Source organism: Amycolatopsis sp. NPDC003676, assembly GCF_053587275.1.
In genome coordinates, this window is record NZ_JBSFNS010000006.1 from 93,301 (window position 1) to 109,415 (window position 16,115).

The 16,115-nt window shown below is 68.8% G+C and carries 16 protein-coding genes; 5 read left to right on the plus strand and 11 right to left on the minus strand.

Annotated elements, in window-relative coordinates:
* Positions 1-5 precede the first annotated feature (5 nt).
* On the minus strand, positions 6-1,853 hold the full coding sequence (locus ACWDNU_RS05665; protein WP_449667906.1) for an alpha-L-fucosidase: 1,848 nt from the start codon (positions 1,851-1,853) through the stop codon (positions 6-8).
* Between the two features lie 275 nt (positions 1,854-2,128).
* On the opposite strand from ACWDNU_RS05665, the gene ACWDNU_RS05670 reads away from it, so the two are divergent.
* Entirely contained in the window at positions 2,129-2,929 is an 801-nt protein-coding gene (locus ACWDNU_RS05670; protein WP_449667907.1) for an 8-oxoguanine DNA glycosylase OGG fold protein, read from the plus strand.
* Here the strand turns inward: ACWDNU_RS05670 and ACWDNU_RS05675 are convergent.
* A complete protein-coding gene (locus ACWDNU_RS05675; protein ID WP_449667908.1) occupies positions 2,904-3,623 on the minus strand; it encodes a helix-turn-helix domain-containing protein in 720 nt (239 codons plus the stop codon). The two genes, ACWDNU_RS05670 and ACWDNU_RS05675, sit on opposite strands and share 26 nt — an antisense overlap.
* 160 nt (positions 3,624-3,783) lie before the next feature.
* Between ACWDNU_RS05675 and ACWDNU_RS05680 the strand changes: the two genes are divergently transcribed.
* Both ACWDNU_RS05680 and ACWDNU_RS05685 read left to right on the plus strand, forming a co-directional pair.
* Positions 3,784-4,545, plus strand: coding sequence for an ABC transporter ATP-binding protein (locus ACWDNU_RS05680; protein WP_449667966.1), 762 nt, complete (start codon positions 3,784-3,786; stop codon positions 4,543-4,545).
* Positions 4,545-5,309 carry an ABC transporter permease gene (locus ACWDNU_RS05685; protein WP_449667909.1) on the plus strand — a complete coding sequence of 255 codons (765 nt, stop codon included), beginning with the start codon at positions 4,545-4,547 and terminating at the stop codon, positions 5,307-5,309. Before ACWDNU_RS05680 ends, ACWDNU_RS05685 begins: the two co-directional genes overlap by 1 nt.
* Here ACWDNU_RS05685 and ACWDNU_RS05690 read toward each other — a convergent pair.
* On the minus strand, positions 5,306-6,298 hold the full coding sequence (locus tag ACWDNU_RS05690) for an alpha/beta fold hydrolase (protein WP_449667910.1): 993 nt from the start codon (positions 6,296-6,298) through the stop codon (positions 5,306-5,308). The genes ACWDNU_RS05685 and ACWDNU_RS05690 overlap by 4 nt on opposite strands.
* Before the next feature lie 191 nt (positions 6,299-6,489).
* On the opposite strand from ACWDNU_RS05690, the gene ACWDNU_RS05695 reads away from it, so the two are divergent.
* Positions 6,490-6,723: a hypothetical protein gene (locus ACWDNU_RS05695; protein WP_449667911.1), complete on the plus strand. Its 234-nt coding sequence runs from the start codon at positions 6,490-6,492 to the stop codon at positions 6,721-6,723.
* Positions 6,724-6,765: 42 nt separating this feature from the next.
* Here ACWDNU_RS05695 and ACWDNU_RS05700 read toward each other — a convergent pair whose 3' ends face one another.
* The 8 genes from ACWDNU_RS05700 to ACWDNU_RS05735 form a co-directional block, all read right to left on the minus strand.
* Positions 6,766-7,752 carry an ABC transporter ATP-binding protein gene (locus ACWDNU_RS05700; protein WP_449667912.1) on the minus strand — a complete coding sequence of 329 codons (987 nt, stop codon included), beginning with the start codon at positions 7,750-7,752 and terminating at the stop codon, positions 6,766-6,768.
* Positions 7,749-8,735, minus strand: a complete 987-nt coding sequence (locus ACWDNU_RS05705; RefSeq protein ID WP_370937847.1) for an ABC transporter ATP-binding protein — start codon at positions 8,733-8,735, stop codon at positions 7,749-7,751. Before ACWDNU_RS05705 ends, ACWDNU_RS05700 begins: the two co-directional genes overlap by 4 nt.
* Before the next feature lie 6 nt (positions 8,736-8,741).
* On the minus strand, positions 8,742-9,770 hold the full coding sequence (locus tag ACWDNU_RS05710) for an ABC transporter permease (protein WP_370937848.1): 1,029 nt from the start codon (positions 9,768-9,770) through the stop codon (positions 8,742-8,744).
* A 60-nt stretch (positions 9,771-9,830) separates the two neighbouring features.
* Positions 9,831-11,552, minus strand: a complete 1,722-nt coding sequence (locus tag ACWDNU_RS05715; protein ID WP_449667913.1) for an ABC transporter substrate-binding protein — start codon at positions 11,550-11,552, stop codon at positions 9,831-9,833.
* Between the two features lie 26 nt (positions 11,553-11,578).
* Positions 11,579-12,571, minus strand: a complete 993-nt coding sequence (locus ACWDNU_RS05720; RefSeq protein WP_449667914.1) for an ABC transporter permease — start codon at positions 12,569-12,571, stop codon at positions 11,579-11,581.
* Positions 12,572-12,905: 334 nt separating this feature from the next.
* Positions 12,906-13,550, minus strand: a complete 645-nt coding sequence (locus tag ACWDNU_RS05725) for a GntR family transcriptional regulator (RefSeq protein ID WP_449667915.1) — start codon at positions 13,548-13,550, stop codon at positions 12,906-12,908.
* A 48-nt stretch (positions 13,551-13,598) separates the two neighbouring features.
* Positions 13,599-14,507 (minus strand): NAD-dependent epimerase/dehydratase family protein, encoded by a 909-nt coding sequence (locus ACWDNU_RS05730; RefSeq protein ID WP_449667916.1) that lies wholly within the window; start codon positions 14,505-14,507, stop codon positions 13,599-13,601.
* 88 nt (positions 14,508-14,595) lie between these two features.
* Positions 14,596-15,381, minus strand: coding sequence for an SDR family NAD(P)-dependent oxidoreductase (locus tag ACWDNU_RS05735; protein ID WP_449667917.1), 786 nt, complete (start codon positions 15,379-15,381; stop codon positions 14,596-14,598).
* Between the two features lie 101 nt (positions 15,382-15,482).
* Between ACWDNU_RS05735 and ACWDNU_RS05740 the strand changes: the two genes are divergently transcribed.
* Entirely contained in the window at positions 15,483-16,097 is a 615-nt protein-coding gene (locus ACWDNU_RS05740; RefSeq protein WP_449667918.1) for a TetR/AcrR family transcriptional regulator, read from the plus strand.
* Positions 16,098-16,115: the final 18 nt, after the last annotated feature.

Here is a 16,115-nt window from a genome sequence, read left to right on the forward strand (position 1 = left end):
TCCTCTCAGGCGGCGGGGACAGTGCGGTACAACGCGAAGGTAGCCAGATACGGCGTCGCCCGCGACTGCGTGACGACCACGCGCAGGTGGCGGGCGGTGACCGGCGACGGGAGGGTGACGAGACGGTTGGCGCCGACGGTGGTGACAGTCGCGATCGTGCGCCAGGCACCGTCCACTTCGGCCTGTACGGTCGCGCCTTCGATGTGCTGGCCGTGGGTGATGTCCTCCCCCAGCCGGATCTGGTCAAAGGCGACCTCCGAAGGCAGCACGACGTCCATCGTCCCGGCGAGCGCACCATGCGGCGGCGACCACGACGTGGTGAGCGAGGAATCCGTGACCGCGTTCAGTCCCCGCGCACCGGCGGCGAGGTTCTGCGCCTGTGTCCTCGCGATGGCCTGCCCGAAGGACGCCAGCGCCGCGCTGTCCGCCGGAGCGACGCGGCCGTCCGGTCCGGGCGGAACGTTCAGCAGCAGCGAGGCGTTGCGTCCCACCGAGGCGCGGTAGAGATCGACGAGCTGCGCGGGTGTCTTGGGCTGTTCGTCCGGGTGGTAGAACCAGCCCGGCCGGATTGATACGTCAGCTTCGGCCGGCGCCCATTCCAGGTACCGCACGGACGGGTCGGCGAGCACCTGCCGCGAACCGAGGTCGGCGCCCTCCGCGCCGCCGACGAACAACTCCTCGTTGTGCGCGGTGTTCGGATCGCCGGTGGTCGGCAATGAACTCCACTCGGTCTGGCGGGCCTGGCCTTGCTCGTTGCCCACCCAGCGCACGCCCGCCGGTCCGGCGAACGTGACCGTGTCCGGCGACAGCGCGTGGATCATCCGGAACCAGGTCGTGAAGTCGTAGGTCTCGCTGATCCCGTTGCCCCGCCACGGATTCGCCCCGTCCAGCCACAGCTCGTCGATGGGGCCGTACTGGGTGAACAACTCGTAGATCTGGTTCAGGTAGTAGGTGTTGTAATCGTCCTCGGTGACGGTGAACTTCGGCAGCTTCCCGGCCGCCAGCGCCGCGGCCCGGTCGTCGTTCGGGACCAGCGACGGGATCGTGCGGGCCTTCGCCGCGCTGCCCGTGCCGTATCGGCCCTGACCGGCGGGCGTGTTCGCCCGGTCGTCGTAGGTCGCCTGCTCCTCGATGCTCAACGGCTGTCCCGCCGCGACCTTCGCCTCGACCCGTTTCACCTGGTCAGCGAAGAACTGCGCGGGCAACTCGGCACCGTCCGCGGGCGACAGGTACACGCCGACTTTCAGCCCGGCTTTCCGCGCCGAATCAACGTAATCGCGCAGGATGTCCCCGCGCGGATTGGCGCAGCCGGCGGTGCGGACCTGCCAATACGCGGACGGATCCTGCACCCGGCCGTTCTGCGCCGCCGCACGGGCCTTCGTCACCGCGTCGTCGGCGCACCCGGGCGTGATCCACCACGGGCTCGCGACGACGGAATGGTTCGTGTAGCGCGTCGGGTAGAGAACAAACCCGTCGTGGTGCTTCGCGGTCAGCATCACTTGCGTGACGCCCGCCGCCTTCATCGACCGCATCCACTGGTCGGTGTCGACTGCGGGTGGCGCGAACGTCGACTCCTTTTCCGCGCCGGAGCCCCATTCCCGGTCGGTGAAGGTGTTCATGCCGAAGTGCGTGAACGCGGTGACCGGCCGCTGCTGCCAAGCGACCTGTCCGGCGCGCGGCACGGTCGCGGCGGCTTTGGCGACGATCCGGTCCATGCCGTCGCACGACTGCACGGTCTGGATCGCCGCCGGGCGGATCGGCCCGTGGCAGCCGGTGGTGTCCGAAGCGGCGGGAGCGGCCGTTCCCCCGGCCGCCAGTACCGCGGCAAGCGCCAGGCTCGCGGGAATCGACACGGCGGTCCTCCTGTCGGATCCGTGACCGAACGGTGACGGCCGGGAGCGTAAGTCGGGCATCCATCGGATGTCTAGACCTAATCGGCGGAGGCGGTCCTGCTTTCACCCGAGCGCCGAGTCTTGGATCAGCCCTGTTCCAAGCTCTCTGTCCGGTCCGCGGCTCGCGCTGGCGGGGAGGCCCAGTGGTCAGATGGATTGCCGTGTAGTACCACGGTCATCTACGCAAGGGGACACGTATGGCAGCAGCTTCGGGTGAGATACCAGTTCCTGCCGCATTGACCACCACCGTCCAGCGCTGGCGGGAACAGGGCAAGCCGGTTCAGCCACCGATCCGCTGGTCCCGCGAGGCTTGGCGCAGGTACTTCCCGAGCCAGCACGCGTTCCTCGACGCCCTGCCCGACCGCATCGACCGGGCCGAAGCCACCCGCCACGCGGCGGACGCGACGACCCCGGAGGGTGCGGAACGCTCGTTCCTGGCCGCGATGATCTGGGGATACGGACGTGTCGGTTACGGCCCTTGGCGCACCGCCCGCGTGCTGACCGAGAACCCGGACGCTGTCGATCGGCTGGCGGACGTGGCCGTCGTCGCGCGTGAGCAGGGCGGGTTGGCGGCCTTCCGCGATCTGGCGGGCAAGCCGCTGCGCTACCTGGGCGTGGCTTTCGGCACCAAGTACCTGCGGTTCGTCACCGCCGCTCATTCCCCCGACAACGCCCCGATCCTGGACGCCGTGGTCCGCCGGTGGGTCTCGACGCACACCGGCCAGCACCTGATGATCGACGAATGGCGGCCCACGGTCTATGAAAAGTACGTCGGGTTGCTGACCTCCTGGGCGGCTGAACTCGAGCTGGCCACGGATACCGTGGAAGAGCTGATCTTCCGGTCCGCGGTGAGCCGGGAAGGGTCCGGCCAGTGGAGCGAGTCCTGGGCGGGCTCGAGCTCGCCAGCGCAGCGGGCGCAAGCCGCGCTCCTCGAACTGGAGCAGCTCTTCGACACGGCCGAGGCCGAGCAGGCGCGGGAAGCCCGGTGTCATCTGGACGAGCTGGAACGCCTCATCCGGCAGTGCTGGACCGATTGACGTCTCGCCGGGTCGGCTCCAGCGAGTGGAGCACGGATCGCCAATGCCGGGCCCGCTCGATGATGTCGTCGGTGAGCTGCTGGTGGAACCGGCTCAGCGCGTGCAGCCGCGCGCCGGCCGGAGTCGACCGGCCGAGACGAGCGGCTCCGCGGCGCGCGGTGTCGGCGAGCTGGTGATTCCGCTGTGCGCTGGCGAGGAACGCCTGAAACCACGCGTCCGGACCGACCTCGTACCGTTCCGCCCGGCCTCTCCGGGGCCGCTCCCGGCGAAGCAACCCCTCGCCTTCGAGATACCGGACTGAGGTGGAAATCGACGCCGGGCTCACCCGCAGCTGCCGAACCAGCTCCGCGGCGCTCATCCCGGTGTCGTCCGTGACGAGCAGCGCGGCGAGCACTCTCCCGGCCATGCTGGGAAGGCCGGTGCCGATCAGCGTGGCGGCCAGCTGCTGCTCGACCGAGGTTTCCGCCGGACGGCTTGGCACAGCACCGGGTTTGCGGTGGTGCACGCGCCGTTTCGCAGCTTGCTGGGCAGCGTCCGGCGTGTACCCGGCACGACCGCCGTTGCGCGCGACTTCCCGGCTCACCGTGGACGTGGGCCGGGCCAGCCGGCGCGCGATCTCCGCGTAGCCGAGCCCGTCGGACAGACCGGCGGCGATGACCCGCCGGTCGCGGCGAGTGAGCCGGGACCCTGGCATCTCAGACCTCCTCGTTGCAATAACCCTATTCCTGATGCACCGAAAAGCCGAGCCTGACCTGCACGGATATCTCAACGCGGCGAGCCGCGGAATTTCCCGGGCGCGGAAGAACGCCGATAGGTTCTGGCCGTTCAGCCGTGCCAAGAAAGGAAATCCGCCGATGGCCAAGCCCGCCGAACCCGCGATCCGGGTGCGCGGCCTGGAAAAATCGTACAAAACGCTGCCTGTGCTGCGCGGCGTGGACTTCGACGTGGCACGGGGCAGCATCTTCGCGCTGCTCGGCTCGAACGGGGCGGGCAAGACGACGGTCGTGCGCATCCTCGCCACCCTGCTGAAGGCCGACGCGGGAACGGCACGCGTCAACGGATTCGACGTCGCCGCGCACTCGGCGGAGGTACGCGAATCCGTCAGCCTCACCGGACAGTTCGCAGCCGTGGACGAAATCCTCACCGGCCGGGAGAATCTCGTGCTCGTCGCCCGGTTGCGGCACCTCCGAAACCCAGGCCCGATCGCGGACGATCTGCTCGCCCGGTTCTCCTTGCAGGACGCGGCCGCGCGGCGGGCGGCGACGTATTCGGGAGGCATGCGCCGCCGCCTCGACCTCGCGATGAGCCTGATCGGGAACCCGCCGGTCGTCTTCTTCGACGAGCCGACCACCGGCCTCGACCCGCGAGCGCGCGCCGAGGTGTGGCAGGCCGTCAAGGAACTCGCCGGGCACGGCACGACCGTGCTGCTCACGACCCAGTACCTGGACGAGGCCGAGCAGCTCGCCGACCGGATCGCGATCCTGCACCATGGCCGGATCATCGTGAACGGCACCCTCGCCGAACTCAAGCAGCTGCTGCCGCCGGCAAGGGCCGAATACGTCGAGAAACAGCCGACGCTCGAAGACGTCTTCTTCGCGATCGTCGAGGAGCACTGATGACCAAACACTTCTTCGCCGACACCGTTGTCCTGTTAGGACGCTCCTTGCGCCGCATCGCGCGCAGCCCGGACACCGTCATCACGACCGCCGTCCTGCCGATCGCCTTCCTGCTGATGTTCGTCTACGTCTTCGGCGGCGCGATCCAGCACGGTTCCGTCAGCTATGTGACCTACCTGCTGCCCGGCATCCTGCTCATCACCGTCGCCTCCGGCATCTCCTACACCGCGTTCCGGCTGTTCCAGGACCTGCAGAGCGGCATCTTCGAGCGATTCCGGTCCATGCCGATCGCCCGGTCCGCCGTCCTGTGGGGACACGTGCTGACGTCGCTGGTCGCCAACCTCGTCTCGGTCGCGATTGTCGTGGGCGTCGCGGTGCTGATGGGATTCCGTTCCGGAGCGGGAATACCGGCCTGGCTCGCGGTCGCCGGGATCCTGCTCCTGTTCATCCTGGCGCTGACCTGGCTCGCCGTCATCCCCGGCCTGACCGCGAGATCGGGCGACGGCGCGAGCGCGTTCTCCTATCCGCTCATCTTCCTGCCGTTCGTCAGCTCGGCTTTCGTCCCGACGAGCACCATGCCCGGGCCGGTGCGCGCCTTCGCCGAACACCAGCCGACGACGTCCATTGTCAACGCCATCCGCGGTCTGCTGACCCAGCAGCCAGTCGGCGCTGAAATCTGGACCGCCCTCGGCTGGTGTATCGGCGTCCTCGCGCTCGCATACGTCTTCGCCACCCTGGTCTACCGCCGCAAGCACCGCGGTTAACGGTCCAGGAAGCGTTCCACCTCCCCCGCCACGAACTGCGGATTCTCCTCGACCAGCCAATGCCCCGCATGCGGCACGTCCGCCGCCTGGACGATGTCGGTCACCCGCGGAGCCACAGTCGCCCGGATCGCGTCGAGCTGGCCCTGGGCGGTCAGGAGCAACGTCGGCACCTTCACCGGTGCCGCAGCCACCGTGTCGCGGACGTCCTTGTCCAGCGCCCGGTAAAGCTCGAAGCCACCGGACAGGACCGCGGGCTGGCTGTAGGTGCGGGTGTACTCGTTGATTTCGGCGTCGGTGAACGGAGATTTCTCCGAGGTGCCGCCGAATGCCTTACCGCCAAAGGAAACCTGCGGGTAGAACAGCGCGAGATACTCGCGGACGTCATCGCCGACTACCGCTTCGGGAACCCGGCGTTGGGAGTGGAAAGCGATGTGCCAGCTCAACGTCCGGTAAGTAGCCGCATTGATCGCGGGGCCGGGCAACGGCAGATCGAAATAGCCGAGCCGGGAAGTATCGCCTGGAAATTGGCTGGCATACTGGAATGCCACTGCAGCACCGAAATCGTGGCCGATGACGGCGGCGTCCCGGATTTTCAGTCGCTCGGCGATCAGGGTGTGCACGTACCGCGCCAGTGTGGCTTTGTCGTATCCGCTCGGAGTGCCGGTGCTGTCGCCCAGCCCGGGAAGGTCGATCGCGTAGACGGTGTGGTGTTTCGCCAGCGCGGGCATGACCGGCCACCAGCCGTACCAGGTCTGCGGCCAGCCGTGGATCAACACGACCGGGCTGCCGCTCCCGCCGGTGACGTAGTGCATGCGGACGCCGTTGACGTCGGCGAATTCGTGCCGGAAGGTGCTCTGGAACGCGGGATCGTTTTCGGTGGCGACGGCATAAGAAGGAGGGGCGGAGCAGGCCACGGTGCCGATAGTGAGCAAGAGGGACAGGGCAAGCGCCGCGAACGAGCGCGGCACCAGCCGGGATGCGGTGATCATGTGGCCCAGTTTCGCCAGCCGCACCCAGCGGTGGCACGGAAACTTGCCGTTCCGGCAAGGGGTTGCGTCCGGTGCCCGTTCGATCAATTCCTTCTAGCCGAACAGGCAGGAACCGGTTCGGCGCGAATCGGAGAGGGTAGGGATGGCAGTGAGGGCGGTCGGCATGATCGCCGCGACCGGGAGGAAGCGAAATGACCGTGCGGAAATTCTGGGCCACTGCTGCCGTCTGCGTCGCTGTCACCGGCGGTTCTCTGGTGCTCAGCGGCACCGCGTTCGCCAGCCACCTCGAGTACAAAGGGCCGTACGAAACCCCGGACGATTGTGTCCACGCTCTGCGCGCCCTGCCGCCGGACCCCACGGTCGACGGCGCCGAATGCATTCCCATGAAAGGCAAGCACTACATCGAAATCTCGCACACGAACTGAGCGAAATGGGTTTCCCCGGCCGGAAAAGCCGGGGAAACCACCTCACAGAGACAAAGAAGCTTCCACGTGGTGGCAGGCCGCGCCCGAAGCGGAAACGGGCACCTGCTCCCGGCACAACCGCTGCTCCGGCTCCCCCAGCGCCGCGTAAACCGGGCACCGGGTCCGGAAGACGCAACCGCTCGGCGGGTCCGAGGGGCTGGGCAAGTCGCCAGCCAGCCGGATCCGGCCAGCGCGGTCCGCGCCCGGCGAAGGAGAAGGCACGGCCGACAGCAGCGCCCGCGTGTAGGGATGGCGCGGTGCCGCGAAGACTTCCGAAGTCGGGCCGTGTTCCGCCAGGTGTCCCAGGTACATCACCGCCACCTGGTCGGCGAAGTGGCGCACCACGGACAGGTCGTGCGAGATAAACAGATATGCCACCCCGGTCTCCTGCTGGATGTCCTGCAGCAGGTTGATCACCTGCGCCTGCACTGAAACGTCCAAAGCGGACACCGGCTCGTCGCAGACGATCAGCCGCGGGTCCAGCGCCAGCGCCCGCGCGATGCCGACCCGCTGTTTCTGCCCGCCGGAGAACTCGTGCGGGAACCGGTTGTAGTGGTCCGGCCGCAGGCCCACCCGGTCCATCAGGTCCCGCACCCGCGCCTTCACCCCGCCAGGCGGTGTGATGCCCTGCGCGAGCAGCGGCGCGGCGATCGCGGTGCCGACCGACTGGCGCGGGTTCAGCGCCGAGGCCGGGTTCTGGAAGACGATCTGCACCCGCCGCCGGTATTCCTGCAGGGCTGCGCCGCGCAGGGCGCCGATTTCCTCCCCGGCCAGCCGGATGCTGCCCGACGTCGGGTCCAGCAGGCGCATCACCAGCCTGCCGGTCGTGGACTTGCCGCACCCGGATTCGCCGACCAGGCCGAGCGTCTGCCCGACCCCGATCGAGAAGCTGATCCCGTCCACGGCCTTCAGCGCTCCCGCCGAACGGAACAGCCCGGAGCGCACCGGGAAATGCTTCACGAGGTCCCGGACCTCCAGCAGCTCGGTCACGCTGCCTCCCCGAGATGACACCGCGACAGATGCCCGGCACCGGACAGCAACGGCACCTCCGTACGGCACCGGTCGTCAGCCACCGACGACGCCTGCGGGCACCGGTCGGCGAACAAGCAGCCGGCGGGAAGGTCGAGCAGCGCGGGCGGGAAGCCCGGGATCGGCCGCAGCCGTCCGGTTTCCTCCGCCAGCGACGGCATCGAGGCCAGCAAGCCCTGGGTGTAGGGGTGGCCGGGCGCGGCGAAGAGGTCGCCGACGGACGCGACCTCCATGCACATCCCGCCGTACATCACCGCGACCCGGTGACATACCTGTGCCACCACGCCGAGATCGTGCGTCACCATGATCACCGCAGTGCCGGTCTCGGCCTGCAGTTCGCCGATCAGGTCCAGGATCTGCGCCTGCACGGTCACGTCCAGCGCCGTGGTCGGCTCGTCCGCGACGAGCAGCTCCGGCTCGCACACCAGCGCCATCGCGATCATCGCCCGCTGCCGCATCCCGCCGGAGAACTCGTGCGGGTACGCGGCCGCGCGACGGCGCGGATCGGGGATGCCGACTCGCCCCAGCATGTCGATCGCGACCTCGGCCGCGGCCTTGCGCGACACTCGGTTGTGCGTCCGGTACACCTCGGCGATCTGCGAACCGACGGTGTAGAACGGATGCATCGCCGACAGCGGGTCCTGGAAGATCATCGAGATCTTCTTGCCCCGGTACGCCAGCATCGCGGGTTCGGAGAGGGTGTTCAGGTCCGTCCCGTCGAGCAGGATCTCCCCGGTCACCGTCGCCGACGAGCCTTTGAACAGGCCCAGCAGCGCCTGGCTGGTCACGGTCTTGCCGGACCCCGACTCCCCGACCAGCCCGATCGTCTCGCCTTTGCCGAGCGTCAGGTCCATCCCGTTGACCGCGTGCACGACGCCGTCGTCGGTCGGGAAACTGACGCGCAGATCGCGGACCGCCAGCAGCGGCGTTTCGGTTGCAGACACGTGCCCTCAGACTCTCACTCGGGGGTCGATCACCGCGTAGCAGAGGTCGACGACCACGTTGGCCACGATGATGAAGAACGCGGCCACCATCGTGATGGCCATCGTCACCGGCAGGTCGCCGGACTGCGCCGCGTGCACCGCGGTGAACCCGACGCCCGGCACGGAGAAGATCTGCTCGGTCAGCACCGCGCCGCCCAGCAGGCTGCCGATGTCGAGGCCGAGCATGGTGACGATCGGGGTGATGCCCGCCCGCACGCCGTGCTTGAACACGACGCGCCGGCGCGGCAGCCCCATCGCCCTGGCCGTGCGCATGAAGTCCTCGCCGAAGGTCTCCAGCATCGCGGTCCGGGTGATCCGGATGTACTGCGCGCTGAACAACAATGCCAGCGCCACCCACGGCAGGAGGTAGTTGCCGAACCAGCCGAGCGGTCCGGCCGGGCCGAACGGCGACGAGATCTCGTTGCTGGTGAACGGAAGCAGGTGCAGCGTGCTCACGAACACGAGCAGCAGCAACAATCCCGTCACCGGGATCGGCAGCGACACTCCGCCCGAGGCGGCGCCGACGATCAGCTTGTCGGCGGCCCGCCCCTTGCGCAGCGCCGCGAGGAGACCCAGCGAGACCCCGGCGACCGTCCACAGCAGAACCGCGCCGACCGCGATCGACACCGTGTACGGCAGCGCGCGGGCAAGGACGTCGGTCACCGCTTCGTTGGTCTGGAACGACTTGCCGAGGCACGGCCACGCGCACACCGTCAGCGCACCGGGGGCTCCGATCATCCGGCTGTGCACGAAACCGGACAGGTAGTCCAGGTATTGCACGAAGAACGGCTTGTCCATGCCCAGCGCGATCCGGGCCTGGTCGATCCGCTCCGGCGTGCATTCCTGCCCGCACGCGGCGGCGGCCGGATCGGCCGGGCCGATCTGGAACAGCGCGAACGTGACGAAGCTGATCACGACCAGCAGGACGATCATCGCGGCCGCGCGCCGCGCCAGGAATCCGATCACGTCCGCACCCGCCTGGTCCACTGTGGACACCGCATCGCCGGGGAATCCTCTCTCGTCACTGGAGCGCTCGCTCGAGTGCTCGCTGGGGTGCTACTGCCCGACGCCGACGGCCGACAGGTCGATGGACCCGAAGAAGTAGCCGACTTGGGCGTTGCGCACCTTGGACCCGACCACGCTGTAGGTGTAGTTGCGCACCAGCGGCACGAGCGGGTACTGCTGCATGATCTGGTCCATCGCGGTCGCCCACTTGCGGCCCAGCTCCTCGGCGGACCCGTTCTGCCCGCGCAGCCGGTACAGGTCGCCGGACAGCTTGGCGTCGTAGTACCGCGGGATGTTCGAGAAACCGTAGGTCTTGCCGTCGAGGCTCGGGCCGATGTTCGGGTCGACCGTGAACCGCACCGACGCGCTGTCCGCGCCGCCGCACCAGCCGGAACGCGCGATGTCGGGCATCTGGTCGCCGGCGAGCACGGTGTAGTAGTTGGCGGTCGGGATCGGGCGCAGCTGCACGTCGACGCCCAGCGCCTTCAGGTTCTGCTGCAGGACGGTGCCGACACCCTTGTACTTCGAAGACGCCTCGGCATACCCGTACACCAGCGACTTGGGATAGTTCTTGCCCTGCAACAGCTTCTTCGCCTCGTCGAGCTTCGGCTGGCCCTTCGGGTCCAGTGCGGTGTGCTGCTCGACATATCCCTTCTGCGCGTCGTTGATGTACGACTGCGGGATGTTGCCGAACCGCTCGCCGCCGTACTGCAGCAGGATCGCGTTGCGGTCCAGCGCCAGCGCGAACGCCTTGCGGACGTCCGGGTCGGTGATGGTCGTGGTGTTGAAGTTCAGCACGTCAGTGCAGCCGAGCAGACCGGCGGCGGTGCGCTTGGAGATGTCCTCGGCGGACAGTTTCGCGATGTCCGACGGCTGCAGCGCGCCCTGGGTGTCCAGCGTGAGCGCGGTCGGGTCCGCGTTCGACAGCAGCTGCTGGCTGATCGTCGCCTGCGCGGTCGACAGCGTGAAGGTGAACGTGTCGGGCAACGCCGGGCGGTTCGGGTCGGTCGCGGCGTCCCAGTTCGGGTTGCGGACCAGCTTCAGGCTGCGGCCGCGGTCGTAGGAAGCGATCTTGTACGGACCGCTGGACACCGGGTGGTTCGTGTAGTCGAGTTTGGTGTCCTTCGCCTGCGGCACCGGCGCGGTGTTCGACCGCGACACCAGCGCGGGGAACTCGGCGAACGGCTGCTTCAGGTGGAAGACGACCGTGTGCTCGTCCGGGGTGTCGATGGCCTTGAAGTCGCCGCCCTTGTACGGGCCCTTGTAGCCGTCGTCGGTCAGCGCGGAGTCAAGTTCCTGCGGGGCCTGGGTGAATACGTCACGCGCGTAGGTGCGCTCGACGCCGTACTTGATGTCCTGCGCGGTGATCGGCGTGCCGTCCTCGTACTTGAGGCCCTGGCGCAGGGTGTACGTCCAGGTCAGGCCGTCCGCCGACGCCTTGCCCAGGTCCGTCGCCAGGTCGGGCACGATCGTCGGCGGCTTGCCGGAGGTCTCCTTCGCCATGGTCAGGGTGCGGTAGTACAGCTGGCCGACGTTGGCAGTCTGGACGTAGTTGCTGTTGCCCGGGTCGAGGGTCTGGAAGTCCGACGACATCAGGACGTGGATGTCGCCGCCCTTCGCCGTCGACCCCTCGGCCACCTTCACGGCGGCGCGTTTGGTCACGTCCTGCTGCCCGTTGCCCGCGCCCGCGGCGGGTTTCGGGCCGCCGCACGCGGTCAAGGCGAGCCCGGCGGCGAGCGCCAGCACTCCCGCCGCAGTGGTGCTTTTCTTCACGAACTACTCCTTATGCAGAAGGGAAATCAGCGGCGGGAGGCCTTGGGGTCGAGTGCGTCCCGGACAGCGTCGCCGAGCAGGTTGAAAGCCAGGACCGTGATCGCCAGCGCGCCCGCGGGCACCGCCAGGAACCAGGGGTCGGAGAGATACCAGTTGCCCGCCTGTGCCGCGTTGAGCATCTGGCCCCAGGACGGCGTCGGGTCTTTCACACCGACGCCGAGGAACGACAGCGCGGCCTCGGCGGTGATGTTGATCGGGATCAGCATGGTCGCGTACACGAGCACGACGCCCAGCACGTTCGGGATGATCTGCTTCAGGATGATCGACCGGCGGCTCGCGCCGAACGCCTTCGCCGCCTCGACGTATTCCTGCTCGCGGATCGAGAGCACCTGGCCGCGCACCACGCGCGCGAGGTACGCCCAGCCGAAGAAGCCGAGGATGATCACCAGCGAGGAGATCGGGATCAGGCTGCCCGAATCGAGCGCGGTGCCGCGCAGCCGGGACTGCAGGATCGGCGTCAGCGACAGCACCAGCAGCAGGTGCGGGAACGCGAGGAACAGGTCCATGATCCGGCTGATGACCATGTCGGTCTTGCCGCCGAAGTAGCCGGCCGCCGCGCCGAGCACGGTGCCCAGCACGACTGAGACGACGGTCGCCAGCAGCGCGATGGTCAGCGAAACCCGTGCGCCGTAGGCCATCCGCGCGAAGATGTCGCGGCCGAGGCCGGGTTCGAGGCCCAGCCAGTGCTCGCCCGACGGGTAGCGGTAGTAGTCCAGCGGCAGGCCGGGAGTGGTGAAGCCGTCGAGGAAGTCCGGGCCGGTGTGCGCGGTGAACGGGTCGGAGCCCTCGATGCCGGTCAGCACCGGGGCGAGGATCGCGAACAGCACGATCAGGCACACCGCGACCAGCGCCGCCATCGCGACGCGGCTGCGCCGGATCCGCAGCCAGGCCGTGCCCACGAGGGTGCGGCCGGAGCGGACCGCCGCGACCGGGGCGGCGGCCGTGTCGACACCTTGCACGGGGTTCTCCTCAGCGAGAGCGAAACGATGGCGTTTGGTATACCAAGTGCTCGCACAAGATCACAAGAGTGTCTTCGAGGATTGTTGCCCTGCCGTTTGCTTCTTGGCGCAGCGCAAAATGGCCGCACCTCGCCTGAGCGAAGTGCGGCCTACCAAATCTTCTTGATTCAGCCGCTAGCGGGCGGCAGCTTGCTCACCCCAGCGATACCGCCACGACGGACCGGCAAACTCTGGGGCACCGTCCGTGAAGGACTCCTTGGGGGAATCTGATTCCCTCAAGGAGCCCTTCACGGACCTGTGGCCGCGCCCTTCGCGATCGGACGCCCCGAGGCGGTCAGGCTTCGCCGCGCCCCAGCCCGCGCAAATGCCGCCCGCTCTCCATGTGCTCCATCACCAGCGCCTCGACGGTGTCCACATCCCGCCGCGCGATCGCCTCGTACAGCTCGCGGTGCTCCCCCGCCACCCGCTCCAGATCCTCGTGCTGTCCCAGCAGCCACCGCATCCGGCTGCGCAGCGTCAGTTCCAGCTCGTTCAGCAGTTCATTCCCGGCCATCGCCGTCACGGCCTCGTGGAAATCGGCCGCCGCACGATGCGCCGTCACCGCGTCCCCGGCAGCGGCGGCGGCCGTTTCCTCCTCCAGCGCGGCACGGAGCCGCTCCAGCCCGGCACGCGAATGCCGGGTCGCCGCGAGCTTGAACGTCAGGACTTCCAGCGCCGCACGCACTTCCTGCAGGTCCGCGATATCGCTCGCGGTGAACTCCCGCACCACCGCCCACGTCCGCGGCCTCGGCGTGACCAGGCCTTCCGCGACCAGTGCTTTCAGCGCGTCCCGCACCGGGACCCGGCTCACGCCCAGGTCCGCGGCGAGATCCCGCTCGACCAGCTTGCTGCCCGGCTTGCGCGCCCCGTCCAGGATCTCGTCCCGGAGCCGCCGGACGACCCGGTCGGTCTCGGATTCGACGCCCTGTTCCGCTGCCATCCGGCCATTCTCGCACCACCGCCCGCACCGTCCACTGTGGCCAGTCGGTCAGCGCGGATTCGTCTTCCGCCACTGCGCGTAATCCGCCACCGCCGCGCGCACGTCGAACTCCGGCGCGAAGCCCGTTTCCTCCCGCAGCCGCGAAATATCCAGATACGGCCCCGTCTCGCCGCCCGGTTGAAGGTGGTCCGGCAGGCCCGGCACCAGTTCCGCCAGCGCCTCCGCGAACTCCCGGTTCGTCACCGGTTGTCCGCTCGACACGTTGTACGTCTGATATCTCAACGAAGGCGCCGTGGTCAGCAAGGCGATCGCGCGCCCGGCGTCCGGGGCGTAGCAGCAGTCGAACCCCTCGTCGGCGACCAGCTCACGTGGCGTGGCGCCGCACAGCCCAGCGTTGAGATACGCCGGAATCGGGAAGAACGGCGATTCCGGGTCCACGAGCGGACCCCACACGGTCCCGATCCGCAGCACCACCGGCTCGACGCCGCTCCCCTGCAGGCTGTGCGTCGTCAGCGGTTCGACGGCTTTCTTGAACGCGACGATCAGGTGCGGCAGATCCGCGGTCGGCAGCGGCAGCTCCTCGTGCCAGGACGGCTCGTCGCGTCCGATGTACACGCCGAGGCTGCTCGCGACCGCGAACCGCCGCACCCGCCACGTCCGGGCCGCGTCCAGGGCGTTGGTCAGGCCGGCCAGGTCCGTCCGGAAGAACTCCACCGGGTCGTCGCCCGGGATGCTGCCCGCCAGGTGGACGATCGCGGTGATGTCGTACCGGTCGCCGAGCGCGAGGAAAGCGTCCCGGTCGGTCACGTCGAGCGTTTCCACGGCGACCCGGCCCGCCAGGAACGACGGGACGTCCGTCCGCCGGTGCCCGGTGACCAGGACGTCTTCCCCGAGGTCGGCGAGCGCCCTGGCCGTGTGCGCGCCGATCATGCCGAGCCCGCCGGTCACGAGGATCATCGCGGCACCTCGCAGCGCGCGGTCGAGAACTTTGTCATGCCGCGACGCTACGGCCCGGCCGCCCGCCAGTTCTTGAACAAATCGCGCATCAGAAGTGCGTGCCGCCGTCGATGCGGACCTCGGTGCCGGTGATGAACGCCGCGTCCTCGCTGGCGAGCATCGCGACGACCGACGCGACCGTCTCGGGACCGGCGAATCCCTGGCCCAGCGCGGGAAGCAGCTTGCCGAGCAGCGTGAAATCAGCGTCCTCGGGGAAGCCGGGGCCGACGCTCTGCTTGCTCTTGCCGCTGCCGTCGGTCATGCCGGACGAGATCGAACCGGGCTGCACGGCGGTGAAGCGGATGCCGTCCTTCGCGTATTCGGACGCCAGCGCGTGCGTCATCGACTGGATGCCGCCCTTGCTCGCCGCGTACGCCGCCATGTACGGGTGCGCGAACATCGCCGACGTCGAACTGAAATTCACCACCGCCGGGCTACTGCCTTCGCGCAGTGCCGGAATCGACTCGCGGATCACCAGGAACGTGCCGACCAGGTTGACGCGCAGCACCTGCTCGAACGCTTCGAGCGGCATCTCGTGAGTGTGCGCCGACCGCAGAATGCCCGCGGCGTTGACCAGCGCGTCCAGCCCGCCGAGCTGCTCGACCGCCGACGCGACCCCAGCCTTCACCGACGCTTCGTCGGCGACGTTCACGACCACAGTGCCCAGTCGGTCCGCAGCGTCGCCCGCCTTCTCGACGGTGTCCGCCAGGCCCGCTTCGCTCACGTCAGCGGCGACGACGCGCCCGCCCTCGGCCAGCATCCGCAGGACCGTCGCCTGCCCGATGCCCGAGCCCGCTCCGGTGACCAGCACGCGGCGTCCTTCGTAACGGTTCATGGTCCGCTCCTTTCTCCAACCGTCACGTTACGCCTAGATGGCAGACTGTGCCACTCTGGCGAAACGGGCACCCTTGGCAGTAATCGGGTAGCGTCGCCGTGGTGAGCGGAAAGACCCCGACCCTGACCGAACGGCGCAAAGCGGCGACGCAACTCGACATCGCCCGCGCCGCCGCGCGCCTGTTCACCGAGCATGGCGCACAGGGGACGACCGCAGAAGCGATCGCCGCCGCGGCGGGCGTCGCGCCGCGCACCTTCTACCGCTACTTCCGCACGAAAGAGGACGCGGTCGCGCCGCTGCTGGTCGTCGGCGCCGATTCGTGGCGGGAGCACCTCGCGTCGACGCCCGAGGGGACGCCGCTGCTTCAGGCGGTCGAGGACGCGATCCACAAGACGATCTCCGCCGCCGACGCCACGCAGGAGTTCTCCTGGACGCGCGGCCTACTGCGCGCCGCCAGTGGGGACGATTCGGCGCTGGCGGCCGTGTGGCACCGGGTGAACGGCGAATCCGAGACCCGGTTGCGGCCGGTGCTGGCACGGTTGGCGCCGGAGACGGACGAGGTGACGGTGCACCTGGTCGCGGCGGCGGCGACGGACGCGATCCGGATTTCGCTGGAGATCTGGGCGGGGACTGACGAGAAGGCGGCGCCGGTCGAGCTGGCGGTTCGGTGTTTCCGCGGGCTTTCCGCCGGGCTCGACGTCTCACGAGGCCGCTGACTTTTCATCACCGCCAGA